Source organism: Streptomyces sp. NPDC048197 (assembly GCF_043202395.1).
GTDB classification, from domain to species: domain Bacteria; phylum Actinomycetota; class Actinomycetes; order Streptomycetales; family Streptomycetaceae; genus Streptomyces; species Streptomyces siderophoricus.
Map to the genome: position 1 here is coordinate 286,912 of NZ_JBIDAJ010000005.1, position 24,521 is coordinate 311,432.

At 73.1% G+C, this 24,521-nt stretch carries 26 protein-coding genes and 1 pseudogene; 13 read left to right on the top strand and 14 right to left on the bottom strand.

Annotated elements, in window-relative coordinates:
* Positions 1–140: 140 nt before the first annotated feature.
* The 3 genes from ACGF4C_RS10060 to ACGF4C_RS10070 form a co-directional block, all read right to left on the bottom strand.
* Positions 141–767 (bottom strand): alpha-ketoglutarate-dependent dioxygenase AlkB, encoded by a 627-nt coding sequence (locus ACGF4C_RS10060; protein WP_393564897.1) that lies wholly within the window; start codon positions 765–767, stop codon positions 141–143.
* A gap of 74 nt (positions 768–841) precedes the next feature.
* Entirely contained in the window at positions 842–1,240 is a 399-nt protein-coding gene (locus ACGF4C_RS10065; protein ID WP_393564899.1) for a DUF4345 domain-containing protein, read from the bottom strand.
* 43 nt (positions 1,241–1,283) lie between these two features.
* On the bottom strand, positions 1,284–2,678 hold the full coding sequence (locus ACGF4C_RS10070) for a tetratricopeptide repeat protein (protein ID WP_393564900.1): 1,395 nt from the start codon (positions 2,676–2,678) through the stop codon (positions 1,284–1,286).
* A 238-nt stretch (positions 2,679–2,916) separates the two neighbouring features.
* Here ACGF4C_RS10070 and ACGF4C_RS10075 point away from each other — a divergent pair, with 238 nt between their 5' ends.
* Entirely contained in the window at positions 2,917–3,717 is an 801-nt protein-coding gene (locus tag ACGF4C_RS10075) for an alpha/beta fold hydrolase (protein ID WP_393564901.1), read from the top strand.
* Here ACGF4C_RS10075 and ACGF4C_RS10080 read toward each other — a convergent pair.
* Positions 3,674–5,161 carry a PLP-dependent aminotransferase family protein gene (locus tag ACGF4C_RS10080; protein WP_393564903.1) on the bottom strand — a complete coding sequence of 496 codons (1,488 nt, stop codon included), beginning with the start codon at positions 5,159–5,161 and terminating at the stop codon, positions 3,674–3,676. The two genes, ACGF4C_RS10075 and ACGF4C_RS10080, sit on opposite strands and share 44 nt — an antisense overlap.
* A gap of 154 nt (positions 5,162–5,315) precedes the next feature.
* Between ACGF4C_RS10080 and ACGF4C_RS10085 the strand changes: the two are divergent.
* Positions 5,316–6,035: pseudogene (locus ACGF4C_RS10085) on the top strand (YitT family protein); the annotation flags it as partial.
* Here ACGF4C_RS10085 and ACGF4C_RS10090 read toward each other — a convergent pair.
* A complete protein-coding gene (locus tag ACGF4C_RS10090; protein ID WP_393564904.1) occupies positions 6,007–6,744 on the bottom strand; it encodes a ribonuclease H in 738 nt (245 codons plus the stop codon). The pseudogene ACGF4C_RS10085 and the gene ACGF4C_RS10090 overlap by 29 nt on opposite strands.
* A gap of 134 nt (positions 6,745–6,878) precedes the next feature.
* On the opposite strand from ACGF4C_RS10090, the gene ACGF4C_RS10095 reads away from it, so the two are divergent.
* The 3 genes from ACGF4C_RS10095 (at position 6,879) to ACGF4C_RS10105 (ending at position 9,685) form a co-directional block, all read left to right on the top strand.
* Complete coding sequence (locus tag ACGF4C_RS10095) at positions 6,879–8,141, top strand: alpha/beta hydrolase family protein (RefSeq protein ID WP_393564905.1); 1,263 nt, start codon at positions 6,879–6,881, stop codon at positions 8,139–8,141.
* Between the two features lie 206 nt (positions 8,142–8,347).
* Positions 8,348–8,896 carry a DoxX family protein gene (locus tag ACGF4C_RS10100; RefSeq protein WP_393564907.1) on the top strand — a complete coding sequence of 183 codons (549 nt, stop codon included), beginning with the start codon at positions 8,348–8,350 and terminating at the stop codon, positions 8,894–8,896.
* A gap of 51 nt (positions 8,897–8,947) precedes the next feature.
* The gene (locus ACGF4C_RS10105; protein ID WP_393564908.1) at positions 8,948–9,685 is read left to right on the top strand and encodes a class I SAM-dependent methyltransferase; all 738 of its coding nucleotides are present in this window, start codon (positions 8,948–8,950) and stop codon (positions 9,683–9,685) included.
* Positions 9,686–9,718: 33 nt separating this feature from the next.
* Here ACGF4C_RS10105 and ACGF4C_RS10110 read toward each other — a convergent pair whose 3' ends face one another.
* A complete protein-coding gene (locus ACGF4C_RS10110) occupies positions 9,719–10,192 on the bottom strand; it encodes an SRPBCC family protein (RefSeq protein WP_393564910.1) in 474 nt (157 codons plus the stop codon).
* Complete coding sequence (locus ACGF4C_RS10115; RefSeq protein ID WP_393564912.1) at positions 10,189–10,968, bottom strand: alpha/beta fold hydrolase; 780 nt, start codon at positions 10,966–10,968, stop codon at positions 10,189–10,191. Before ACGF4C_RS10115 ends, ACGF4C_RS10110 begins: the two co-directional genes overlap by 4 nt.
* Positions 10,969–11,032: 64 nt before the next feature.
* Between ACGF4C_RS10115 and ACGF4C_RS10120 the strand changes: the two genes are divergently transcribed.
* Positions 11,033–11,680, top strand: coding sequence for a TetR/AcrR family transcriptional regulator (locus ACGF4C_RS10120; RefSeq protein ID WP_393564914.1), 648 nt, complete (start codon positions 11,033–11,035; stop codon positions 11,678–11,680).
* Positions 11,681–11,803: 123 nt separating this feature from the next.
* Entirely contained in the window at positions 11,804–12,505 is a 702-nt protein-coding gene (locus ACGF4C_RS10125; protein WP_393564916.1) for a hypothetical protein, read from the top strand.
* Positions 12,506–12,574: 69 nt separating this feature from the next.
* Here ACGF4C_RS10125 and ACGF4C_RS10130 read toward each other — a convergent pair whose 3' ends face one another.
* Complete coding sequence (locus tag ACGF4C_RS10130) at positions 12,575–12,946, bottom strand: cupin domain-containing protein (protein ID WP_393564917.1); 372 nt, start codon at positions 12,944–12,946, stop codon at positions 12,575–12,577.
* A gap of 98 nt (positions 12,947–13,044) precedes the next feature.
* On the opposite strand from ACGF4C_RS10130, the gene ACGF4C_RS10135 reads away from it, so the two are divergent.
* The 4 genes from ACGF4C_RS10135 to ACGF4C_RS10150 all read left to right on the top strand — a co-directional run bounded on the left by ACGF4C_RS10135 (position 13,045) and on the right by ACGF4C_RS10150 (position 18,039).
* Complete coding sequence (locus ACGF4C_RS10135) at positions 13,045–14,013, top strand: helix-turn-helix domain-containing protein (protein WP_393564918.1); 969 nt, start codon at positions 13,045–13,047, stop codon at positions 14,011–14,013.
* Between the two features lie 159 nt (positions 14,014–14,172).
* Positions 14,173–15,099, top strand: a complete 927-nt coding sequence (locus tag ACGF4C_RS10140) for a carbohydrate kinase family protein (protein WP_393564920.1) — start codon at positions 14,173–14,175, stop codon at positions 15,097–15,099.
* A 79-nt stretch (positions 15,100–15,178) separates the two neighbouring features.
* Positions 15,179–17,305, top strand: a complete 2,127-nt coding sequence (locus ACGF4C_RS10145; protein WP_393564922.1) for a trehalose-6-phosphate synthase — start codon at positions 15,179–15,181, stop codon at positions 17,303–17,305.
* Positions 17,306–17,532: 227 nt separating this feature from the next.
* Positions 17,533–18,039 carry a hypothetical protein gene (locus ACGF4C_RS10150; RefSeq protein ID WP_393564924.1) on the top strand — a complete coding sequence of 169 codons (507 nt, stop codon included), beginning with the start codon at positions 17,533–17,535 and terminating at the stop codon, positions 18,037–18,039.
* Positions 18,040–18,128: 89 nt separating this feature from the next.
* Here the strand turns inward: ACGF4C_RS10150 and ACGF4C_RS10155 are convergent, their stop codons facing one another.
* Positions 18,129–18,878, bottom strand: coding sequence for a L,D-transpeptidase family protein (locus ACGF4C_RS10155; RefSeq protein ID WP_393564926.1), 750 nt, complete (start codon positions 18,876–18,878; stop codon positions 18,129–18,131).
* A gap of 190 nt (positions 18,879–19,068) precedes the next feature.
* On the opposite strand from ACGF4C_RS10155, the gene ACGF4C_RS10160 reads away from it, so the two are divergent.
* Positions 19,069–19,578, top strand: a complete 510-nt coding sequence (locus ACGF4C_RS10160) for a DUF664 domain-containing protein (RefSeq protein ID WP_030411800.1) — start codon at positions 19,069–19,071, stop codon at positions 19,576–19,578.
* Positions 19,579–19,787: 209 nt separating this feature from the next.
* Here ACGF4C_RS10160 and ACGF4C_RS10165 read toward each other — a convergent pair whose 3' ends face one another.
* The 5 genes from ACGF4C_RS10165 to ACGF4C_RS10185 all read right to left on the bottom strand — a co-directional run bounded on the left by ACGF4C_RS10165 (position 19,788) and on the right by ACGF4C_RS10185 (position 22,932).
* Positions 19,788–20,291, bottom strand: a complete 504-nt coding sequence (locus ACGF4C_RS10165) for a metallophosphoesterase family protein (RefSeq protein ID WP_393564928.1) — start codon at positions 20,289–20,291, stop codon at positions 19,788–19,790.
* A 115-nt stretch (positions 20,292–20,406) separates the two neighbouring features.
* Entirely contained in the window at positions 20,407–21,231 is an 825-nt protein-coding gene (locus ACGF4C_RS10170) for an SDR family oxidoreductase (protein ID WP_393564929.1), read from the bottom strand.
* A gap of 215 nt (positions 21,232–21,446) precedes the next feature.
* Positions 21,447–22,118, bottom strand: a complete 672-nt coding sequence (locus ACGF4C_RS10175) for a hypothetical protein (protein WP_393564931.1) — start codon at positions 22,116–22,118, stop codon at positions 21,447–21,449.
* Positions 22,118–22,660 (bottom strand): RNA polymerase sigma factor, encoded by a 543-nt coding sequence (locus ACGF4C_RS10180; protein ID WP_051823151.1) that lies wholly within the window; start codon positions 22,658–22,660, stop codon positions 22,118–22,120. Before ACGF4C_RS10180 ends, ACGF4C_RS10175 begins: the two co-directional genes overlap by 1 nt.
* Positions 22,657–22,932 carry a hypothetical protein gene (locus ACGF4C_RS10185; RefSeq protein ID WP_393564933.1) on the bottom strand — a complete coding sequence of 92 codons (276 nt, stop codon included), beginning with the start codon at positions 22,930–22,932 and terminating at the stop codon, positions 22,657–22,659. The genes ACGF4C_RS10180 and ACGF4C_RS10185 overlap by 4 nt, the downstream gene beginning before the upstream one ends.
* A gap of 770 nt (positions 22,933–23,702) precedes the next feature.
* On the opposite strand from ACGF4C_RS10185, the gene ACGF4C_RS10190 reads away from it, so the two are divergent.
* Positions 23,703–24,404: a transglycosylase family protein gene (locus tag ACGF4C_RS10190; RefSeq protein WP_393564934.1), complete on the top strand. Its 702-nt coding sequence runs from the start codon at positions 23,703–23,705 to the stop codon at positions 24,402–24,404.
* Positions 24,405–24,521 lie beyond the last annotated feature (117 nt).

Here is a 24,521-nt window from a genome sequence, read left to right on the forward strand (position 1 = left end):
TCCGCGCGGTAGGACCGACGGGACGGCACGGACGTTGCCCGAGTGACGCATTCCGGTCAGCGGGTGACGGAAGTTGTCGTGAAAAAGGGGTTACCGGCCGAGGTGGGACGGTGTCGCCGGCCATCGGACGGACCGGCCGGTCAGCGCACGCCGTGCGGCCGGAACTGGATGCTGATCCGCGGCCCGACCGCCCGGGTGCTCTTGGGTATCGCGTGCTCCCACGTCCGCTGGCAGGAGCCGCCCATGACGATCAGATCGCCGTGCCCGAGCGGCCGCCGTACGGTGCTGCCGCCGCGGCGCGGCCGGAGCAGCAGATCGCGCGGCGCGCCCACGGAGAGGATGGCGACCATGGTGTCCGCCCGGCTGCCGCGGCCGGTGCGATCGCCGTGCCAGGCCACGCTGTCCCGGCCGTCGCGGTAATAGCAGAGCCCGGCCGTGGTGAACGGTTCGCGCAGTTCGTCGGCGTAGTGGGCGGAGAGCGCCTCCCTGGCCTCGGTGAGGACGGGGTGCGGCAGCGGGTCGTCGGCCTGGTAGAAGGCGAGCAGCCGGGGGACGTCCACGACCTGGTCGTACATCTGCCGGCGCTCGGCCTGCCAGGGAACGTCGGCGGCGAGCCGTACGAACAGCGCGTCCGCCCCGCTCAGCCAGCCGGGCAGCAGATCGATCCAGGCCCCGTCACCGAGCTCGGTCCGGCGGATGCCGTGCAGCGGGCCGAGTCGGATCTCGTCGGTCTGGTCGAAGAGCGAGCCTTGGAGTTGCGTGCCCATGTCTCCAGCGTACCGAGAGATTCGAAAGTGTGTTCTGTCGGGCGGTGCGCATGGTGCCGCGTGCCTGGTGCCGCTCAGCGCTCCGCGGTTGCCGCCCGGGTCCGCTCGTCCGCGTCCGCCAGCCAGAAGTACACCGGCGGCAGGACGAGCTCCAGGACGGTCAGCGGGACCTGGAACCACTGCGGCGGACCGTGCACCGCCAGGGAGAGCAGCCGGCCGATCCCGCCGAGCAGGAAGATCCCGGCGAGTGCGCGCACCGCCTTCGCCGGGACCGGTGACTGCCGGGCCGCCCAGATCCAGGCCAGGCCGTACCCGAGGAAGACCGCGTTGTAGAACCGCTCCCGGCTGTCCACGGTCGCCCCGGCCGCGCCCTCGCCCGGTACCGAGGCGATGCCGAGCACGAGGTGGAAGGCCCCGATCGCCACACAGGCGATCCCCATGGCCCACACCAGCCACCTGAGCACTCTGTCCATGACTGTTACCCCCTTCGTGTTGTTTCGTTTCGTTCCGTGCGGTTCAGACCGTGGCCTGCGCGGTGGCGCGCCGGCGGGCCGCGGTGGCCCCGGCGTGGTCGCCGAGCAGGTCGGCGAGGCGGGCCTTGGCGGACCAGTTGTACGGGCAGACCGGGCGCAGGTTGCTGCGTTCGCTGAGCAGGGTGCGGGCCAGGTCCGTACGGCCCGCGCGCAGGGCGGCCTCGACGAGGGTGCGCTGGAGGGCGTCCCGCTGGGCGTGGCTGCCGCCGAAGTCGTTGAGGCGGTGACGGACCGGCAGCAGGTGCTCGACGGCCGCGGCGTGGTCCTGCCGGCCGTAGGCGATCAGGGCCCGGCAGACCGGCAGGCCGATCTCCGCGGTCATCCACCGGTTGGAGACCGCGGGGGCCGAAGTCACCCAGTTCTCCCGGTCCTTGACGAGTCGCTCCGCCCGGTCGATGCGGTCGGCACCGACGTAGGACATGACGGCATGGGCGTCGTTGAAGGCGTAGTGCGGACCGTCCGCGCGGCGCTCCCAGGCATCGGCGAGCCGGGCCCAGCGGGTGCCCTGGTCGTCGCCCGCCAGATGGACCCGCCACAACAGGGCCGCGGCGTCCAGCAGTTGCATCGCCGCGCCCGGGGACCCGTCGTGGTGCAGGGCCGCGTCGTAGATCTCCAGTACCCGGTCCGTGTTGCCGGTCTCCAGGGTGAAGAGGGCGTAGTGCCACCAGTTGTGGACGGTCAGCAGGGTGTCGCCGGACCAGTTGCCGGTGCGGTCGTCCAGGAAGCGGATGCCGTCGGTGAAGCGGCCGCGCATCTCGTAGGTGTGCGCGACGCCGTGGATGCCCCAGACGTCGTTCGGGTGCTGCGCGAGGGCGGCCAGGCCGGTCTCCTCCGCGCGTTCGTAGTGGCCGGACTCCTCCAGGCCGAAGGCGTACATGCCGAGCAGCGGGCCGTGGTGCGGATCGTGCTCGTCCCAGGCGTCCAGGGCTCCGCCGACCCGGTCGCGCAGGCGCTGGGCGTCGCCGGTGAGGAAGTCGTGCTGGTGCCCGGCGACGAGGGCGAGCACGTCGCGGGGGAAGGCCACGGTGAGGTCGCCGAGGATGCGGCCGGCGCCGTGCACATCGCCGTCCAGCCAGGTCGTCGCGGCGGCGAGGTGCATCCGCTCACGGGGCGTCAGTTTCCCCTCGTCCAGGCCGGTGCGGAAGCCGTGGAAGGCGGTGCGGGCCGCGGCCGCGTCCTTCTCCTCGGTGCCGAGCACCCCCAGGTACGCGGCGAGGGCCCGGCCCATGACCGACCGTGGCGAGTCGGCGAGCACGGCCCGGGCCGAGTCCACCACCCGCGGCCGGAAGAAGAGCAGGTCGTCCAGCGCCTGTTCGTAGTGGACGAGGGCTGCGGAGCTGGTGTCGCTCATCACGTGCCCGTGGCGGTCCGTGCTCATGGGGGCTCCTGGTGCCGGGAACATCGTCACTGATGACCATCGTCCCCGGCGCGGACCGGCTTCAGCAGGCCGTTCCGCGGTAACTGGCCGAATCGGCGCAGCCGGGGCGAGGGGGGACCCTTCCGGGACCGGTGCGGGACGGGACCGGGACAATGACCTTGCGCACGGACGTGCGGGGTTCGCGTGCCCGCCGCGTGGAGCGATGTGGGCAGGAGAAACGCTGCGAGGGGAGCAGGTTGTGCACAGTGCCGTGGTGACGCCCGGGGGCGACCGGATGCGGTGGGTGGAGCTGCCGGGGGCCGAGCCCTGCCGGGTGTATGTGCACGGGCTGGGCGCCGCGTCGCTCCCGTACTTCACCGAGGTGGCGGTGCACCCCCAGTTGGCCGGCCGCCGCTCCCTGCTCGTCGATCTGCTCGGGCACGGCATCAGCGACCGCCCCACGGACTTCGACTACACCCTGGAAGCGCACGCCGATGCCCTGGCCGCCGCCCTGGAGTCGGCCGGGGCGGCCGGTGCCGAGCTGATCGCGCACAGCATGGGCGGTTCGGTGGCCATCGTGCTGGCCGCCCGGCATCCGCGGCTGGTGTCCCGCCTGGTGCTCGTCGACGCCAACCTCGATCCCCTCACGCCGGCGCCCGGAACGGGCGGCAGCCGGGGTATCGCCGCGTACTCCGAGGAGGAGTTCCTCTCCCGCGGCTGGGCGGAGGTCGGCGAGCGGGCCGGGCCGCACTGGTGGTCCACCATGCGCCTGGCCGGCCGGGAGGCGCTGCACCGCAGTGCCACCCACCTCGTCCGCGGCACCTCGCCGACCATGCGGGAGCTTCTGCTGAAGCTGGCGGTCCCGCGCACCTACCTGCTGCCGGAGGCCGACGGTCCGCTCCCCGGCGCCGACGCCCTCGTCCGGGCGGGGGTGCAGGTCGTGGCCGTCCCGGACTGCGGCCACAACATCATGCTCGACAATCCGGCGGCCTTCGTGAGCGCCACCGCGGCGGCCCTCACGCCACCCAGTGGGGCCGAGAGGCGGCGGACCGGACCGTGAGGTCGTCGGCGAGGGCGGTGGCCATACGCCGCACCGCCTCGCGCAGGGTGTCCGCCGGCATGGTGTACGGAATGCGCAGGCGCTGTTCGAAGATGCCCGGGTCGGTGGCGAAGTAGGCACCGCTCTCGATCCGTACGCCGTGCTCCAGCGCCCGTTCCGCGAGCGCCGAGGCGACCGGCTCGCCCAGGTCGGCCCAGAGCGACAGCCCGCCGGGCGGCAGCCGCCAGGTCCACTGCGGTAGGTGTTCGGCCAGCGCCGCGGCGAGGGCGGCGCGTTGCCGGCGCAGCTGGTCCAGGCGGGGCGGCAGCAGGTCCTCGGCCTGGGCCAGCAGGGTCAGCGCCAGCAGCTGGTCCACGACAGAGCCGCCCATGTCGGTGGCGACGCGCTGGCCGGCGAGTTCGGTGACCAGCCGGGCGGGGGCCCGCAGCCAGCCGATGCGCAGACCGCCCCAGTGGGTCTTGCTCATCGAGCCGATGGTGATGACCTGTCCGGTCCCCCCGGCAGCGGCGTGCGCGGCGAACGGCGGCGGGGCGGGGACGTCGAGGGCGAGGTCGGCCAGGGTCTCGTCGACGACCAGCCAGGTGCCGGACCGTCCGGCCGCGCGCAGGGTGCGGACGCGTTCCTGCTCGGGCATGAGAAGGCCGGTCGGATTGTGGAAGTCCGGTATCAGATAGGCGAGTTGGGGCACGACCTGGCGCAGGGTGGACTCGATGATCTCGATGTCCCAGCCCTCGTCGGTCACCGGGACCGACACGGTACGGAGCTGGGCGCGGCGCAGGGCGTCGAGGGCGTTCGGGTAGGACGGGTTCTCCACCATGACCCGGTCGCCGGGCCGGCAGAGCAGTCCGATGACGAGGGTCAGGGCGTGCTGGGCGCCGGAGGTCACCAGGATCTGTTCGGGCAGGGTGGGCAGGCCGCGCCGGGTGAAGCGCTCGGCGACGGCGGCGCGCAGGTCCGGCAGGCCGTAGGGGTGGTAGCCGGGGGTGGGGGCGTGCTCGGCCAGCTGCGGGGCGACCCGGGTGAGGGCGTCGACGAGCGTCCGTTCCGGCAGGCCGGGGGCGGCCCTGGCCAGGTCGATCGCGGTGTCCTGCGGGCCGATGAGCCGTGAAACGCCGCGCGGGGTGCGGCCCTCGGGCAGGTCGGTCCAGGTGCCGGAGCCCTGTCGGCTGTGCGCGTAGCCACTCTCGCGCAGCAGGTCGTACACGGCGGTGATGGTGGTCCGGCTCGTGCCGAGCGCGACGGCCAGTTCCCGTTCGGCGGGGAGCTTGGTGTGCAGGGCGAGGCGGCCGTCGAGGATCAACGTGCCGATGGCCTGGGCGAGATGACGGTAGGCGGGCCGGGTGCCCGCCGGGTCGGGCAGCAATGCGGCGAGCTGCCGGGCCCCCACCGCCCTGCCCGGACGGGGCGCCCGGTCCGCGGGCCGGGACGGAGCTGCGTCCACCACACCATTCTCCTGAAATTGGCCGTGTCAACCGGGCCAATCACTGTACAGAGTGGCCGCATTGGCCTGGAGAGCGGGCCTGACAGGCACCTATGACGACGGATGTGACGCCGTACGGGGAGACAGCCGTACGGCACGGCAGGAGGCAGGCACGCCCATGCGGCAGGACATCACCCCTACGGACCCGGAGCCTCGCCCTCGGGAGGCCACGGCTCCCGCCCCTACCCCGCTCAGCCACCTCCCGCTCACCGAGCGCCCGTTGCGGCGGCTGCCGCAACTGTTCGTCGGCCTCGCCCTCTACGGGGGCAGCCTCGCGCTGATGGTGCGGGCCGGGCTGGGTCTCAGTCCCTGGAGCGTGCTGAACGAGGGGCTGGCGCAGCGCACCGGCCTGAGCTTCGGCACCCTCACCGGCCTCGTGGGGGCGCTCGTGCTGCTCCTGTGGATCCCCCTGCGGCAGCGGCCCGCGTTCGGCACCTTCGCCAACATCGTGGTCCTGGCGGGCTCGTCCGACCTCGGGCTCCGGCTCCTCCCCCAGCACCTCGGACTCCCCGCCCGGATCGGCCTGCTCGCCGGCGGCGTTCTCCTCAACGCGTTCGCCATCGCCGTCTACGTCGGCGCGCGGTGCGGCCCGGGCCCCCGGGACGGGCTGATGACCGGCGCGTCCGCCGCCACCGGGCGTTCACTGCGGCTGGTCCGGACGCTGATCGAGATCGGTGTGCTGGTCGTGGGCCGGCTGCTCGGCGGGAGTGTCGGTGCCGGCACCGTGCTGTACGCGCTCGCGGTCGGCCCGACGACGCAGTTCTTCCTGCCCTGGTTCGTCCACCGGAGTCCTGCCGAGGGCGGCAGGGTCAGTCCGCGGTCGCTGCGACCCCGTCGCGGCAGTCCGGGTGCCCCCAGCCGTCCGGGTTCTTCGCGATGGGTTCGCCGGCCGCGTAGGAGCGCCCGCAGCGGCAGCGGCCCGGGAACTTGGCGTTGAGCGTGCGCCCGGCGCTCCCGGCCGTGCGGCGGCGCGGCGCGGCGGCCGTTTTCGCGGTGGGCCCGGTGGTGGCGCGGCGGCGGGTGCCGGCCGGCCGGGCGGTGTCCGGCGCGGCCGGTGGCTCCGGCGATCCGAGGGCGCTGCCGGCGGCTTCCTGGACGGTCGCGGCCTGGCTGGCGGCGCGGTCGGCGAAGTCGTTGAGCCGGTCGCCGTCCACCTGGTGCGCGGGGACGTAGCGGAATTCCACCGTGCGGCCGGCGAGCAGTTCGTCGATGCGGACGACGAGTTCCTGGTTGGCGACGGGCTTGCCGGAGGCGGTCTTCCAGCCCTTGCGCTTCCAGCCGGGCAGCCAGGTGGTGACGGCCTTCATCGCGTACTGGGAGTCCATCCGGATCTCCATCGGCACGGCCGGGTCGGTGGCCGAGAGCAGGCGTTCCAGCGCCGTGAGCTCCGCGACGTTGTTGGTGGCGGTGCCCAGCGGACCGGCCTCCCAGCGGACCACGGCCTCGCCGGCATCGGCGAGGACCCAGGCCCAGCCCGCCGGCCCGGGGTTTCCTTTGGAGGCGCCGTCACAGGCGGCAATCACGCGTTCAGCCATGCCCGCGATCATGCCAGGCCGGCGCCCGCGGGGCGAAGTCGCGCAGGGTGCCGTGATCGCTACGCGACGGGCGGCGCCGGGCGCGGTGCGGTGGCCGCTCCTAGGCTGGGGGGACGAGGGCCGCGCACCGTAACGGGAGAAGCCCCATGGCGTACCGCTTCAGCGCGAACGACCAGTTCAACTACGAGATCCTGCTCGCGCTGGGCTCGGCATGGCGGCGGGGTGCGGACGTGGGTGAGGTGCTGGCCACCGCCGCGACCCTCACCCGGAGCGACGGGCAGTCCTGGGTACGGGCCTGGGGCGGTCTCGGCCGTACGGTCCGCGCACGGGCCGAGGAGTGCGCCGCCCGAGGCCGGGCGGTCAGCGCACGGGACGCGTACCTCCGGGCGGCCGGCTACTTCGGCATGGCACTGGTGGCCGTCGATGCCTGCCCGGACCCCGAGGCCCGGCTCCGCGAGCTCTTCGCGGAGCACCGCACCTGCTTCGACCGCTTCGCGGCAGCCGGGGAACCGCCGGCCGAGCGCGTCGCGATCCCGTACGAGGACCGCACGCTGCCCGGCTACCTCTTCGGCCCGCCGGACCGTACGGGAGCGCTGCCGACGGTGATCGTCAACAACGGCAGCGACGGCCCGGTCTCGGCCGCCTGGACGCTGCTCGGCGCGCCCGCGGTGGAGCGCGGGTACCGCGCCCTGCTGTTCGACGGGCCCGGCCAGCAGTCCCTGCTGTTCGAGCACGGGGTCACCTTCCGCCCCGACTGGGAGCGGGTCATCACGCCGGTCGTCGACTTCCTGACCGCACGCGCCGACGTCGACGCCGGGCGGCTGGTCCTCGCCGGGATCAGCCAGGCCGGTTACTGGGTGCCCCGCGCGCTCGCGTTCGAGCACCGTATCGCCGCCGCGGTCGCCGACCCCGGGGTCGTCGAGGTGGTGGCGAGCTGGTGGCCGCAGCTGGGTCCTGACCTGCGCGCACTGTGGGAATCCGGTGACCGCGAGAGCTTCGACCGCATCCTGGGCGAGGCCATGGCGGAGTTCCCCGAGCTGGCCGCCAGGTGGCGCTGGCGGGCCAAACCGTACGGCATCACCTCGCCCTTCGACCTGCTCACCGAGGTCTCCCGGTACACGGTGCTGCCGGTGGCCCACCGGATCACCACCCCGCTGCTCATCACGGACCCCGAGGGTGAGCACTTCTGGCCCGGCGCGTCGGCACGCCTCCACGACGCCCTGCCGGGCCCCAAGGAACTGATCCGCTTCACGGCGGCCGAAGGCGCCCACCTGCACTGCGAACCGATGGGCCGGGCCCGCTTCGAGCAGCGCGTCTTCGACTGGCTCGACGCACGGCTGGGCCTCGATCCCGGGGCCGCGGCGCCGGGTCGGGTGCGCGCCCTTGAAAAGGAAAGGAAAATTTCCTGAGCCTCTAGGCAGGGGCTGCCGGGCGTAGCACCATCGGCCGTAGAGGGCCCGGGCCCGAACCCGCTCCGGCCCCCATGGACACAGCACTCGAAGGTCGGCACAGACCGACGTGGCTCCACCCTCTCGACGTTCCCCACTGTGAGCGCACCGGCGCCGGTGTTCGACACCGCGGCATCCGACGCGCCGGTGCCGGAATCGACACCATCATGAGACTGCTCGCTGAGCGGCGGCCGGACGTGCAGGCCCGGCCCGACGCCCTTCGCTCTCCCCCGCTCGGCGCGGACCTCGGTCTGCTCCTCCTGCGCCTGACCGTCGGCCTGCTCATGGCCGGCCACGGCGCCCAGAAACTCTTCGGCTTCTACGACGGCTACGGCCTCGGCGGAACCGGCCGGGCGTTCGCCGCCCTCGGCTTCCACCCGGGCAGGTTCTACGCGGGTCTGGCCGGAGCCTCCGAATTCCTCGGCGGCCTCGGACTCGCGGCCGGTCTGTTCACCCCGCTCGCCGCGGCCGCCGTCATCGGCGTGATGATCAACGCGATGGTCCTCGGCGTGCCCCACGGGCTCTGGACGACCGACGGCGGCATCGAGTACCCGCTCTGCCTCGGCGCCGCCGCACTCTCCATCGCGGCGATCGGACCGGGCCGCTTCGCGCTGGACCGGCCGTTCCGGTGGCGGGACGGTGGTCTGGGCTGCGCCGCCTTCGCCCTGGGCGTGGGCGGACTCGGCGCCGCCCTCATCCAGCTACTCGGGCTGTGAGGCCGGCCGGCCCGCCCCCTTTCGACCGTGGACCGACCTATGCTGAGGCGGATGTTCGCACCCGAAGGTCCCACGTTCCGTGAACTCGCCGTGCAGGCACTGTCGTCCGTCGAGCACGGCTATGACCTGCTCGCCCCGAAGTTCGACCACACGCCGTTCCGTACGCCGGAGTCGGTGCTGGCTCCGGTGTCGCGGGCGCTGCGGGAGCTCGGCCCGTTCGGCAGCGGCCTCGATCTGTGCTGCGGTACGGGCGCGGGCATGGACGTCCTGCGCCAGGTGTGCCGGGAGCGGGTGACCGGGGTCGACATCAGCGCGGGGATGCTGGCGGTGGGCCGCGCCCGGGAGACGGTGACCGCCCGGCCGCCTCAGCAGGAGTGGGTACGCGCGGATGCGCGGGCCCTGCCGTTCGGGCCGGTCTTCGACCTCGTGGTGAGCTTCGGGGCGTTCGGGCACTTCCTGCCGGCCGAGCGCCCCGGGCTGTTCGCGCAGGTCCACTCCGTCTTGCGGCCGGGCGGCCGGTTCGCGTTCCCGATCGCGGCGCCGTCCCGGCCCGGGTCGGCGGCGTACTGGATGCTGGCGGCCTTCGACGCGGCGATGCGGGTCCGCAACGCGCTGTGGCACCCGCCGTTCGTCATGTACTACCGGCCGTTCCGGCTGAGTGACGTCCGTGCGGAGCTGACCCGCGCCGGCTTCACCGTGCGGTTGCACGCCCTGCCGGAGCTCGGCCGGCGCCCGGACGGCAGCCCCCGGTGCCGGCTCGTGGTGGCCACCCGGGCCGGGGCGGTTTGACGGCCCGCGCGCGGGCCTGAACCGGGTACCGGATCACGGGAGTTCACAGGCCGCGCACAGTCGTCGCAGCGTGGCCCGCATACCGGCGCGGTTGCGTGTGGCGCGCTGTCCGGCCGGGGTGCCGGTGAAGAGCAGCCCGAGCGTTTCGGCGATCCGGGCCCGCCATCCACCGCGCCGGTGGTCGACCCAGTACTCGGTGACCCGGGTTCCGCCGCCGTCCGCCGTCGGGGCGAAGCGGTAGCCCCAACGGGCCACCGGTAGGCCGAAGGTGGCCACGTCGAAGGCGTACTCCCGGCCGGGCTCGTCGACGACGATCCGGCAGTGGGTGAACCACACCCAGCCGGCCCGGCGGTTGAACCCCACGAACCGGTCACCGCGCCGCCACACCCCGATGACCTCCGGACTCCACTCCTTCATCCGCCGGAGGTCCGAAACGGCCCGGTGGAGGACATGCGGCGGGGCGGCGCACTCCAGGGACTCCTCGACGGTCCATTCACGTGCGGTCATCGTCCGGCTCCTTCCCGCACAGTGCCGTCTGCGGTGGTGGGGGCGTGGGTGCGGGCGGCCACGACCGTGGCGGCGTCGAGGATCTGGCGCGTGACGGCGGCCGTGTCGGACAGGACGGAGAGGTGTCCGCAGCGCGGCCGGACGACGAGGCGGCCGTCCCGGCATGCCGCCAGGAAGCGGCGCTCGTCGCGGCGGAGCTGATCGCGGGCGCCGTTCACCAGCCAGACCGGGCCCGGGTAGGCCGCGAGCAGGGACACCGGGTCCATCCCGCAGACGGTCTCGATGACGCTCGGCATCAACTCGCTGCTCAGACCGCCGGCGACCATGGCCTCGGCCAGCGGGGCGGGCAGCGCACGGCGGAACGCGTAGGCGCTCAGCCGGTTGGCCGCCTCTGGGTGCCTGCCCCCGAGGCGCGCCGCTCGGCGGTAGGCGGTGCGGAGCATTCCGCGGGGTACGGCGGTGCAGCCCATCGCCACAAGTCCACTGACCCGTTCCGGGTGGCGGGCGGCGGTGGCCGTCGCGACATAGCCGCCCAGGGACAGGCCGATGAGCATCGCCCGGCCGCCGAGCTCGTCGATGGCGTCGGCGACCGCCGCCACGGCGCCGGACAGGGTGAACGGTTCGCCGCGCCGGGAGCCGTGACCCGGCAGGTCGGGCGCGAGCGCGGGATGGCGGGAGCCGAGGGCGTCGATCACGGGGTGCCACATCGTGCCGCTCACGCGCATGCCGTGGACGAAGACGAGAGGCAGCCCGGCTTCTGAGAGTGGTGGTGTCATGGCCGGCACGCTAGCAGGAAATGCAACGCAACGTTGCGTTGTTTTTCGCTGCTAAGCTTCCGCCATGAACGGAAGTGGGCAGCAGGGCGGACCGGAGCGGCGGACCGGACGGGGTGAGCCGGGCGGGCATCCCGGCGGGCGGCGGACCGGGGGGCCGCGGAAGGCGCAGGAGATCTTCGACGCGACGCTGGACCTGCTCGCGGCGCACGGGTACGAGGGGCTGACCATCGAGGGCGTCGCCCAGCGGTCCGGCGTCAACAAGACCACGATCTACCGCTGGTGGCCGTCCAAGGGGGCCCTCCTGGGTGCCGCGCTCATCGGGGCGCGGCGGCTCGACTTCGACCTGCCCGACACGGGGAGCCTCCAGGGCGATCTGGAGGCCCTGCTGGGAGCGATCGTCACCCTCCTGACCGCACCGCCGTCCTGCGACATCGCGGTGGCGACGCTGGGCGCCGTCACCCACAGCCCCGAACTCGCGGGCCACATAAGGGAGTTCTTCGCCGACCGGCTCGCCCGCGAGCTGCCGGTCTTCGACCGGGCGGTCGCCCGCGGCGAACTCGCGGCGGACGCCGACCCCACGCTCTTGGTGGATCTGCTGGCCGGCGCCGCGTGGTTCCGCCTGACACTGCGCCAACTACCGCTGGACCAGGACTTCGTGTCCCAAGCAGTCCGCACGGTCCTCAGGGGCGCGGGCACTTCGGAACCCCTTTAAACGCTCTGTTGCATCATCAACTACAACTTTACGAATTCTTGGTGTAGTTGAATCACTTTTCACTCCAGTCTCAACTGCAACAGCGATGGACACGGGGGAAGAGACACGAGGAGCGAGCGCAGGATGACCACGATGACCCGGGGGACGAGCCGGTGGACGAGCGGCGGCATACGGTCGGCGGGCCGCGGAGCGGTGCTGTCCGCGGTGGCGCTGGGACTGGTGACCGCGATGGCCGCACCGGCCGTCGCGGCGGACGAGCCGACGCGTGAGCAGCTCATGGCGGACTGCGCCTCCGGCGAGGGGAAGTGCAGCTTCAACGAGCCGGTGCTCGGCAAGGCGTACCTCGGGGACTTCCACCAGGTCTCCGACTCGCTCTACAACTGCAGCACGTCGGACGCCACCCAGTCGATGGGCTGGTCGGACACGGTGGGTTCGACGGACTCCGCGGGCGTCTCGGTGACCGCCGGCGGCAAGATCGCCGGTCTGATCGACCTGAGCGTCACCGCGACGTACAGCCACACCTGGTCCAGCTCGCACACCGAGAACAGCTCCCTCAGCATGACCGTCAAGCCCGGTGAGGTCGGCTGGATCTCCCGCGCGCAGGTCATGCAGACGGTCTCCGGCACCTGGCAGACGCACTACGACAGCCCGAAGTGGGGCCACTACTACTGGTTCGTGCCGGACACCGTCACCGGTCCCGCGACCAACGGGACGGACGGGCAGAGCAACGCGGTGACGGTCAAGACCCGCAAGATGACGGCCGCCGAGAAGTCGTCGTGCGCGGCCGGCAGCAAGCACGGCCGGGCGTTCGTCGTGCAGCACTGACGCCGGCGCCGGTGCCGCCTCCCGGACGACGGGAGGCGGCACCGCGACCGGAGGCGGCCGGCGGCTCCGCTAGTCCAGGACCTCGGGCGCCTTCGTCCTCGGGCCTCCGGCGTCACCGGTGTTGGGCGTGCCGGCCGGTTCGAGCAGCAGGACCGCGGTCTCCTCGTCCGCCACCGGGCAGTGCTCGATGCCGCGGGGCACCACGAACAGCTCGCCGGGACCGAGGACCACATCGCCGTCCCGCAGCTGGATGGTGAGCCGGCCGCTGATCACCAGGAACAGCTCGTCGGTGTCCTCATGGGTGTGCCAGACGAACTCCCCCTTCAGCTTGGCGAGTTTGACCTCGTAGTCATTGAGGCCGGCCACCTTCTTCTGCGACCACAGGTCGGAGAACTGCGCGAGTTTGTCCGCGAGATTGATCGCGACGGGAGCCTGGGGCATACCGGTCCTTCCTTACCGTACGTCGGCCCGGACCGTTCGCATCCGGGCTGGTGACAGCCTCGCGGACAGCGCGCCCCCCGGTCTTGTACGTTCCTGACATGACTGCCGAGCGGCCCCCGTCCGCATCCCGGCCCCGCACGCCGGTCGTCCCGCCCCGTACCTCGGTCACGGCCTGGCGGCCCGCCGTGCCGGGCATCTCCGAGGTCCTGCATGCCCACTTCACCGACCACGCCTACCCGTCGCACACCCATGACACCTGGGACCTGATGATCCTCGACGACGGAACGGTCGACTTCGCGCTCGACCGCGACCGTCATGGCGCGACCGGCACGGGGACGGTCGTCCTGCTGCCTCCCGGTGTCCCCCACGACGGCCGGACGGTCACCGCGGGCGGCTTCCGCAAGCGGGTGCTCTACCTCGACACGTCCGTGCTGCCCGAGCGGCTGACCGGCCGCGCGGTGGACCGGCCCCTGCTCGACGACGCCCTGCTGCGCCGGCGCATCCACCAACTGCACACGGCCCTGGATGCCACCGGCGACACGTTCGAGGCCGAGTCCCGGCTGGCGTTCATACGGGAGCGGCTGCACGGACACCTCGCCACCTGGCGGCCGCGCACGCCCGGCCGCGAGGGAAGCCGGCTGGCCGCCGAGTTGCGGGAGCTGCTCGACGCGCGCGTCAGCGCCGGCCTCTCGCTGCAGGAGGCCGCCGCCACCCTGCACGCCCACCCGACGCATCTGATCCGCTGCTTCAAGCGGACCTACGGGCTGCCGCCGCACACCTATCTGACCGGGAAGCGGATCGAGTGGGCGCGCCGGCTGCTGCTCGACGGCCGGCGGCCGGCCGCGGTCGCGGCGGCGGTCGGCTTCCACGACCAGGCCCATCTGAACCGGCACTTCACCCGGCACATGGGCACGACGCCGGCACGGTTCGCCGCGGGGGCGGCCGCGCACGGCCGCAGGTCAGGTACCCGTAGTGGTGGCCTCGAAGTCGCGGACGAAGCGGGTCAGCAGGCGGGTCCCGGCGGCGCGGTCCTCGGTGGACCCGTCGCGGCGCGCTCCCCGCGCTGACCCTCACCGACGAGGGCCGCGCCGCACACCGGCGGGCATGACCCAAGGCCGTCTCCCAAGACCGCACTTCGGGCCGCGCCGGCCGGGTAAGACCACCATTTCGGCCAATTCACCTTCGCAGCAGGTTTGTTGCGCTACGTGGCTGCCTACAGTCCCGCCATGAGGCATGGGCGTGGCGCGGTGGACGGCCGGGTGCTGGTGGCCGGGTCCTACTCGGTGGATCTGGTGTTCCGGGAGCCGGCGGAACCCGTCGCGTACGGGAAGGAAGTGTGGGCCGACGGCTTCGGTACGGCGCCCGGCGGGGCGTACACCCTCGCCATGGGGCTGCGGCGGCTGGGCCGGGAGGTCGTCTGGGCGACGGACTTCGGTACCGACCCGTTCAGCCGGGAGGTGCTGGCCGCCGCGCGCCACGAGGGCCTGGACGAGCGGGGCTTCCGGCACCATCCGGGTCCCGTGCGCAGGGTGACGGTCGCGCTGTCCCGGCCGGACGACCGCGCCATGGTGTCCTACGAGGACCCGGTCGCCGTCCGCCCGTTGGCCGAGCTGATCGAGATCCACCGGCCGGCGCTGGTGATGCTGCCGCATCTCCAGTACGGGGCCGAGGTGTCCGCGGCGCTGGACGTTGCCGACCGCGTCGGGGCGGAGGTGTTCATGGACTGCCAGGACTTCGCGGGCACGGTGGAGGTACCGGAGGTGGCGAAGGTGCTCGGCAGGGTGGCCGTGTTCGCCCCCAACGCGGCGGAGGCGCTGCGGGTGACGGGGGCCGGTTCCGTGGCGGACGCGGTCGAGGTGCTGGCCGGGCTCGTGCGCACGGTCGTGGTCAAGCAGGACGCCGCGGGCGCCCTGGCCGCCGAGCACGGTGTACGGCTCGTGCAGCCGTCGGTGCCGGTGGAGGTCGTGGACACCACGGGCGCGGGAGACTGCTTCAACGTGGGCTTCGTGCACCGGCGGCTGGCGGGCGGGACGCTCGCCGAGTGCCTGGCCGCCGGTGTCGCCTGCGGCGCGGCGGCCGTCACGGCCGCGGGTTCGGCCGCCGCACCGGACCCGGCGGGCCTGGAGCGCTGGCTCGCGCGTCTCCCCGGATGACCGGGCGCACCCGCACACACCACGGCTGAGCGTCTTCCGCGTTCCGCCACCCACGGCATCCGAGGACAACGGGGGCACCATGACATCGCTGCGACCGGACGAGCGGCCCGCCCCCGCGCCGAAGGTGCTCGTCACCGACCTGGACGGCACCCTGCTCGGCGGGGACCGCGCGGACCGCCGGCGGCTGCGGGCGGCGCTGGACCGGCACCCCGAGGTGACCGTGGTGTTCGCCACCGGCCGCTCACTGGCGTCGGTCGAGCGGATCCTGGACCGGGACCCGCTGGTCCCCCGGCCCCGGTGGATCATCGCCGACGTCGGGGCGAGCGTGATCGACGGATCGGACCGGAGCCGCGTCGACGTGGTGCAGAACCAGCTGCGCGAAGGCTGGCCGGGACACCGGCGGGTGCGTGAGCGGATGGCGCGGTTCCCGGAGCTGGAGTACCAGGAAGGGGTGGTCCAGGAGGGCCGCTGCTCGTTCTTCCTGCGACCCGGGCGGCTCACCGACGACATCACCGCCGCAGTAAGGGAGTTGGGCTGCGGATGGACGTACTCGGCGGGGCGCTACTTCGATGTGCTGCCCGCCCCGGCGAGCAAGGGCCGGGCGCTCGCCCTGCTCGCCCGCAAACTCCAGTGGTCCATGCAGTCGGTGCTGGTGGCGGGCGACTCGCTCAACGACCTGTCGCTGTTCGAACTCGGCGCCCACGGCGTCCTGATGAGCGAGGCGGAACCGGCCCTGCGGAAGCGGATCGCGGACCGCGCCGAGGTGTACCGGCCGGACCGGGCCGGTGCGGCCGGCATCCTCGCCGCCCTGGAGGGCCTGGGCTGGATCGAGCGCACGCACGCCGTGGTGGTGGGGTACCACCGGCCGCCGGTGCGCTGGGCCGACGGGCGGTGGCGGCGGCCGGTGAGCCCCAACGGCGTACTGCCCACCCTGCAGGGCCTGTTCGGCGCCGGCGGGCCGGACGGGGTGTGGGCCACCGCGCTGGTCGAGGACGGCACCGCCCCGCACGCCGCTCCGGAGCCCGGCCGTCCGCACCGCACCGGGCTTCCGCTGGCGTTCCTGCCGGTGGACGGCGCGCAGTGGACGCAGTACTTCCACCGCGCCTGCAAGGAGACGCTGTGGCCGGTGCTGATGTCGCAGCCCGGCCGGATGCGGTACAGCGCCTCGGCCTGGCGTCACTACGAACGGTTCAACGCCCGCTTCGCCGACCACCTCAGCGCCCATGCGGCCCGTGACGCCACGGTCTGGCTGCACGACTACAACCTGTGGCTGGTGCCCGGCATGCTGCGCGCCGCGCGCCCGGACCTGCGGCTGGGACTGTTCCACCACACGCCCTTTCCCCCGGCGGACGCCTTCGGCCGGCTGCCGACGGCGGGGCAGCTGCGCGAGTCCCTCGCCTGCCTGAACTGGGCCGGGTTCCACACCGAGGCGTTCGCCGGCCACTTCCGGCAGGTGCTGGCCGGCGCCGCGTCGATCCCCCGTACGGGTGTGCATCCGCTGGGCATCGACCGCCTGGCCGTCGAAGAGCTGGCCCGCGCGCGCAGCGTCCGCGCCGGGGCGGCCCGCGGCGGGCCGGTCCTGATCCTGTCGGTGGAACGGCTCGACTATGCCAAGGCCCCGCTGGAGAAGGTCCGGGCGATCGACGCACTGCTCACCCGACGACCGTCACTGCGCGGCAGGTTGGTGTTCCGGCTGGTGTGCCCGCCGCCGGAGCCGGGGATCCGGATCCACGACACCACCAGGGCGGCCCTGGAACGCGCCATCGAGGAGGTCAACGGCCGCTGGAACAACGGGAGTTGGCGGCCGGTCGACTATCTGCCGCGGGCCCTGCCGTTCGCCGAGGTGGTCGACCAGTACCTCGCGGCGGAGGTGTTCTGGGTGACCTCTCTCCAGGACGGGATGAACCTCACCGCGAAGGAGTTCATCGCCAGCCACGCCGCGACCGGTCGCCCCGGGACCCTCATCCTCTCCCGGCACACCGGCGCGGCCGCCCAACTGGGCACCGCGGCACTGCTCACCGACCCGCGCTCACCGCAGGACCTCGTCGACACGCTGCACCGGTCGCTGACCATGACGCCCGGCGAACGCACCGCCCACCTCGGCCGCCTGGCGGCGCTGCTCGACGACCCACCACCCGCCCGGTGGGCCCTCGACATCCTCACGGCCATCGGGGAAGCGGCGGCGGACCGGCGGCCCCGGGCGTAGCACCGTAGGTGACATGACGTCAGGACCGGTCCGACACCGGTACCGGCCTGGCCGGATTTCCCCCCTTGACCCAGGGTGCACAGGCACGCACAGCGGGTATCACCTCTCCGCACCACTTCTCCGCGCCACTTCTCCGCGTCACTTCTCCGCGGCGCTTCTCCGCACCTCCCCCTTTCTCTCCTTCTCCCCCTTCGCGCCTCACCCTTCCGCGCTCCCGGGAGCCGCTCATGAAGCACACCCACCCCCAGCCCGGCGACATCGGGCTCACCCGCATCAACGGCGTGACCGGCCGGCTGATCCGCTTCGGCCAGTGGATCAACGGCGACGGCTTCGCCGACTACGAACACGCCTTCCTGGTCCTGCCCGACGACCGGCTGCTGGAGGCCGAGCCGGGCGGGGCGCGCATCCGGCCACTCACCTGGTACGACGACGCCGAGGTGCTTTACGTCTGCCCGGAAGGGCTCACCGGACAGCAGCGCTCGGCCATCTGCCGGGCCGCCACGCGCTATGTCGGCGTGCCCTACAGCTTCCTCGACTACCTCGCGATCGCCACGCACCGGTTCCACGTTCCCGTACCGGGCCTGCGCCGCTATGTCGCCAGCACCCGGCACATGATCTGCTCCCAGCTCGTCGACCAGTGCTACCAGGACGGCGGGGTGCACCTCTTCGCGGACGGCCGCTGGTCCGGCTATGTGACGCCGATGGCGCTGTACACGCTGCTGGCCACCGACTGAGCGGGCGGCCGGGGGCGACGGTCCGTTCCGCGGCGCCGCACCCCCCGGCCGTCTCCCGGCGCCGTCACCCGGCCCCACCGCCCGGCCCGTCAGGTGCCGGGCTTGCGTCCGTAGACGTGGACGTCGTCGCCGGTCCGCAGCAGGGACCAGTACTTCGCGGCGTCGCCGCTGCGCATGTTGACGCAGCCGTGCGAGCCGGGGGCCGACCAGACGCTGCCGCTGATGGAGTGGAAGGCCTGGCCGCCGTCGAAGAACTGGCTGTACGGCATGGCCACGTGGTACAGCGTCGAGACGTGGTGCAGATGGCGCCAGTAGATCTTCTTGGCGCCGGTGCGGGTCTCGTACCCGTCCCGGCCGCTGCGGATCGGCACCGGCCCGTAGACCAGCCGGGAGCCGTCCTGGATCCAGCTGAGCTGGCGGGTGAGGTCGACGCAGGCGATGCGGCCCTTGGTGGTCGGGCAGTGGTGCGCCTTGTTGGGGTGGTGGCCGGCCGCCCGCTGCTGGGTGACCAGCTTCATCACGCCCCAGGTGACGGGCCCGGCGTAACCGATGTTCGGGGTGATGCCGTGGCTGGTCTGGAAGGCCCGGATCGCGCGGCAGTCGGCGGCCGACTGCCGGCCGTCCACGGGCAGTCCGAGGAACCGCTCGGCCTGCTTCTGGTAGGGGCCGCGGGAGGCGGTGCAGGCCGAGGCCGCGGAGGCGGCCTGGGCCGGGGAGCCGAGGGCGACGGTCAGCGGAACGGTCAGCGTGGTGAGGGCGAGCGCGGCGGCGGCCCGGCGTCCGGCACCGGACCGCCGCGGGATGCGCCGGGGTATGCGCAGCGAGAATCGTCTTTTCATGCCCGGTAGGACTGTTTGCCCCACCTGGTGGTTGCGGCCGTGACCGACCCGGAATATCGGATACGCCGGATCCGGCCGCCGGTGGCCTCCGGGGTGGTGAGGGGACGGACCGGCCTCCCACGATTCGTGCGCCGGGCTTGCGACGATGGGCGCGCCGCGGGGGAACCGTGTCGCCGCCAAGGAGGCTGTCATGACCGCCAGCACGGACCTGCTCGTCGATGCCTTCGGCCGTATCCGGGAGGCCGTCGAGGAGGCGGTCACCGGACTCGGTCCGGACGAGCTCAGCACCCGTCCCGAGGACGACGCCAACTCGATCGGCTGGCTGGTCTGGCATCTGACCCGGATCCAGGACGATCACCTGGCCGGGGTGGCCGGCACCGAGCAGCTGTGGACGTCGGACGGCTGGTACGAGCGCTTCGGCCTGCCGTTCCCGGCCGATGACACCGGTTACGGCCATTCCCGCAAGGAGGTGGCGGCGGTGAAGGACATCGGCGAGGAGCTGCTCACCGGCTATCACGAGGTCGTCCACGACACCACGGTGCAGTATCTGGCCGGCATCGCCGACAAGGACCTGAAGCGCGTCGTCGACCGGTCCTGGACCCCGTCGGTCACCATGGGCGTCCGCCTCGTCAGCGTGATCGCCGACGGTCTGCAGCACGCGGGACAGGCGGCGTACGTGCGGGGGCTGCTCGGGTACTGAGGTGGGGGCGGGCGGCCCGTGGGGGTGGGCGTCGTCCTCCCGGGTGTCCCTCGCGTCGTGAGGGCGGGTGGGTGTCGGGAATACCTTCCCTGCCCGTCGAGTTGAGGCCCTGCAAGGGGCGCTCGCAACCCTTACGGGATCTGTTCGACCCTCCCCTACGGGTCCCGAGGTACGGGTCCCAAGCGCCCCTGGCGCGCCTCCGGCGGGGCTCAGGTACGCGGGGGCAGGCGGTGCAAGTCGACCCCGGTCAGCCGGCCGGACGCGATCTCCACGGTCATGTACGTGCAGTACGGCTGGCGTCGGCGGTCGGTCGGGGAGCCGGGGTTGAGCAGGCGCAGCCGGCCGTCGGCGACCGAGTCCCAGGGGATGTGGCTGTGCCCGAAGACCAGGACGTCGAGGTCGGGGAAGCGGGCGGCGCAGCGGCGCTCCCGGCCCTGGGCGGGGCCGGTCTCGTGCACCACGCCGAACCGCAGGCCCGCCAGGTCGGCGTGCGCCACCTCGGGCAGCCGGGCGCGCAGTTCGGGGCCGTCGTTGTTGCCGTACACCCCGATCAGCCGCCGGGCGCGGGCCTGGAGCAGGTCCAGGGTGGCGGTGTCGACCCAGTCCCCGGCATGGAGGACGGCATCGGCGCGCGGTACCTCGTCGAGCAGCTGGGGCGGCAGGACCTTGGCGCGCTTGGGCAGATGGGTGTCGGAGAGGAGCAGGAGTCGCACGGCCCCGACGGTAGCCCTCCCCCGGCCGCCCGGCATGTCGGCGTGCGCCCCTGCCCGGCTCGGTGTGCGCCCCTCCCCCGGCTCAACGCAGCACCCCTGCCCGGTGTGCCGCGGATCAGCGTTCCTGGGCGGTCGGCCGGACCGTGATCTCGTTGATCGCGACATGGGCCGGCTGGGTGACCATGAAGGTGAGGGAGCGGGCGATGTCCTCGGCCCGCAGCCAGCTCTCCTGCGGCATTCCGTGCGCCGCGGCGGCCTGGCTGCCGAGCGTCATCTCCGTGGTGGTCATGCCCGGTTCGACCAGTCCGACCCGGACGCTGCGGCCGGTCACCTCCTGCCGCAGCGCTTCGCTGAAGGAGCACACCGCGTGCTTGGTGGCGGAGTAGACGCTGTTGTCCTTGCGGGGCACCCGGCCGGCGACCGAGCTGACGGTCACCAGGTCGGCGACGCCGCGCGGGGCGTCGGCCGCGGCGCGGAGCAGATGCGGGAGCGCGGCGTGCGACATCCGCAGCACCGCCCGGAGGTTGAGGTCGACCATCCGGTCCCAGTCCTCGGGATCGCTCTGCTCGACGGGGTTGCGTGCGCCGTAGCCCGCGTTGTTGACGAGGATGTCGAGCCGCCCGAAGCGGGCGACGGTCTCGTCGACGGTGCGCTGCGGCAGGGCGGGGTCGGTCAGGTCCGCGGCCACCGCCAGGGACGGAACGCCCAGCTCGTCGAGGGTCGCGGTGAGGTCCGTCAGCCGTGCGCGGCGGCGGGCGACCAGTGCGACGGACGCGCCCTCGCGGGCCAGGGCCAGCGCGGTGGCCGCGCCGATGCCGCTGGAGGCGCCGGTGACCAGCGCCACGGTGCCGGCCAGCGGTGCTCGGCCGGCGCGACCGGGCGGCCCCGCCGTGCCGGACCCGCCCACCGCTCTGGTGGGGTCGCTCTCTTCGGTGTGCATGTCCGCCGCTCCTCCTGATCGCTCGCCTCGGGGACCTTGCTCGCCCGCCCGCGCGGTCTTGGTCGCGCGCGTGGCGAGCCGTGCCGGTCCCGACCTGCCCGTACCCCTCCTCGGGGCGGAATCACCCGGGGAGCCCGGTGGTGAGCGGTCTTTGCGCTGCATGGGTGAGGCCCGGCAGGCATGGTGTGCCTGCCGGGCGGTGGGTCCGGCGGGGGTCAGTGGGCGGCGAGTTCGCGCGGGAGGTGGTTGTGCTGGAGGAAGGACTGCAGCGTGCGGTCCCAGGTGCGGGCGAAGCCCAGGGCGAGTTCGGTGGTGCCGCGGACCGGGAGCGGGAGGTGCCGTTCGGCCGCGAAGCCCATCATGCGGGCGACGGCGCGCCAGAGCCGGGCGTCGGTGCTGCGGCCGACCGCGGCGTGGTGCACGGCCAGCAGGTGGGCGGCGAGCTCGTCGCCCGCGCCGGCCGCGAACCGCCACCAGTACAGGGCGCTGTCCCACTTGTCGAGCGTGTAGAGGAGGCAGGCGAAGGTGCGTGCGCCGGCCGCGTCGTAGTCGGCCGCGAAGGCGCCCAGGGTGTCGATGTCCTTGGAGCGGAGCACGATGTGGCACAGCCGCCGGGCCTCGGCGAGGACGGCCGCGGGCGGGACGTCCGGGTCGAGGAGGGGGGTGGGGCGGCGGCGCCGGCGTCCGCGGGCGGCGGCCGGGCGTACGGGGGTGGGGCGGATGCCGCCGACCGGTCCGCGGGTGACCGGGTCGGGTTCCCGTCCGGTGCCGTCGGCGATGCGGGCGGCCAGCCGCTGGGTGAAGGCCACCGGGTCGTGGTCGGCGAACTCCCGGCCGATGGCCTCGGCCTGCCGGCGCAGCAGGTCCACGAGCAGGTCGTCGGGCATCACGCGTCCTCTCCGGTCCCGCAGGAACCGTTCGTCATGATCTCTTTGAGCCGCTGCAGGCCGATGCTGGTGCTGACCTTGGCGGCGCCCGGGGTGGTGTGGAGCCGCTCGGCGATCTGCTCGTAGGAGAGGCCCGCGAGGTGGCGCAGGCGCACGGAGTTGGCCTGCAGCGGCGCGGTGGCCTCCAGTGCGTCCAGGGCGAGGTCGAGCGGTTCGCAACTGCGCAGCTCCTGGAGGTAGGCGGTGTCCGGCGGGTCGGCGTAGGGCTGGACCCGGCTGTTGCGGATCTCGCGGCGGTAGAAGTCGGAGATCACGCCGTGCAGGATCGTGTAGGTCATGGCCTTGGGGTTGACGTGGGCGAGGATGCGTTCCCATTTGACGTACATGCGGCGGCCGGCTTCCAGCGTGGCCTCCTCGGCGTCCCGGCGGTCCCGGAGCCGGGACGCGGCGACGGCGAGGAGGGCCTTCTGCTCGCGCTGGAAGAAGACCTCGAAGTCCAGTGGCAGATCGGTGGGGCTGGCCAGGGGAGAGTGCTCGTTCACCGGCTCTCCTCGCAGCGGGAGCCGGCCGTGGGCCGCAGTGGCGACGGGGTGACGTCCGGGAACGCGCCGGGGCGCGGGCGGTACGGGCCGAGGGGGCCGCGCGGGGCCGGGCCGGCGTACGGACGGGCGGGGGCGTACGGGTGCTCCGCGCGGACCTGCGAGGCGGCGCGGACCACGCGGCGGACAAGGGCGTCGAGTCCTGTGGCGGTCAACCGGTAGGCGCCGACCAGTGCCAGCGCGTACCAGGGCCATTCGTGCCGCAAGTGCTCCACGAGCCCTCCCTTCTTGTGAGGTGCAGCCCCGCTCCGCGTCGTTGCGGAGGGGGGCGGAACGGAAAGCCGTTCCTGTCCCTCTCACCGATGAGAGGGGGCCTCAGGGTTAATCAGGCTTCGCACAGAATCAGCAGAAAGTGATCGATCAATTGCACACTGTGCTCCCGACCTGCGCTTTTGTTCATGCGGCGTGATCAATGCCACATTGACGCGAGGTTTAATCACCGGTAACTAGCGTTCGAAACCCGGGGGTTGGGTTCGCGCCGAACGCGACGGTGCGTCAGCAGCACTGCGCTCACTGGCGATGCGGGTGGCGGCCCGCACACCCTGGTGCCCGACGAGCCGTAGCACTGGCCAGAGGTCTGTGCGCGGTGCGTGCGTGCCTGCGCAGCGCATGCACCAGGAGACCCGGATGCGCTCGGCGGACACCCCCCGGAGCGGGTGGGTGATCGCCGGCAGCACCGGAGGGATGCGCCACGGCACGGGGGATGCGCCCCCGCCGGTCACAGCCGGTGCACCCTTCGCAGGCACGGCCGCCCCGCCGCGGCAAGGGGGCAGGGCGGGCCGCGGCGGCGCTACCGCGCGCTCTCCCGGGCCGAACTCGGCGCATGGTTGTCTCTTGCCCGTCGAATTCACGGCGTCGCACCGGGAATTCGCCGACGAGTGCACGAGCACCCCCGCACCACCGCACTCGGCCGCGAAATCCGATACGGCGTCAGGTGTCCCGAAGAGCCGCCAGGAAACTGCGCGGCGAGCGAGGGGAGCAACGCATGGAATTTCCTCAGGTATCGGAATCGACCGCCCGGGGTGAGTTCCGGGGCAATGGGGTCCGGGGCATCACGGCGGCGGCCGTCCTGCTGGCGGCCGGGGCGCTGAACGTAGCGGCGGAGCAGCCCGCGGACGCGGTGACCGGCGGCACCTGGGACCGGCTGGCCGGGTGCGAGAGCGGCGGGAACTGGCGGATCGACACCGGCAACGGATTCTCCGGAGGGCTGCAGCTCGCCCACCGCACCTGGCGCTCGTTCGGCGGCCAGGCATACGGCTCGCGCGCCGCGCACGCCAGCCGGGCACGGCAGATCCAGGTGGCGGAACGGGTGTTGGCGCGCCAGGGCTGGGGGGCCTGGCCCGCCTGCTCGGCCCGGCTGGGGCTCAACTCGGCGGCCCGGCACACCACTCCACGGTCCGGCACCGCGCACCTTGCACCGCGGCGGCACGTCCAGGCGCCGGACCGCGCCCGGGTCCACCACCCGCACTTCCACGAAAAGCGGTACAAGGCCATTCGGCACCGGAGCAACCACGGCCCGATCGTCGTCAATTCCGGCGACACGGTGAGCAGTATCGCCGCCGCCCACGGATTCCGCTGGCAGGAATTCTACCGGGTCAATCACAAGGTGATCGGCGCGAATCCGGACCTCATTTTCCCGGGGACCCGGCTCGCCGTACCGCGCTCGCGCTCCGGCGCCACCGAGTGAATTCGGTAGCCGCCGAAGGGCGTTGGGGAATTCCTGGAGGTCCGGTGTGCCGGATCATCCGGGCAACCCGGCTCACCGGCTTACCGGTTGACGCACGGTGAGGATTGCAGGCCGTCC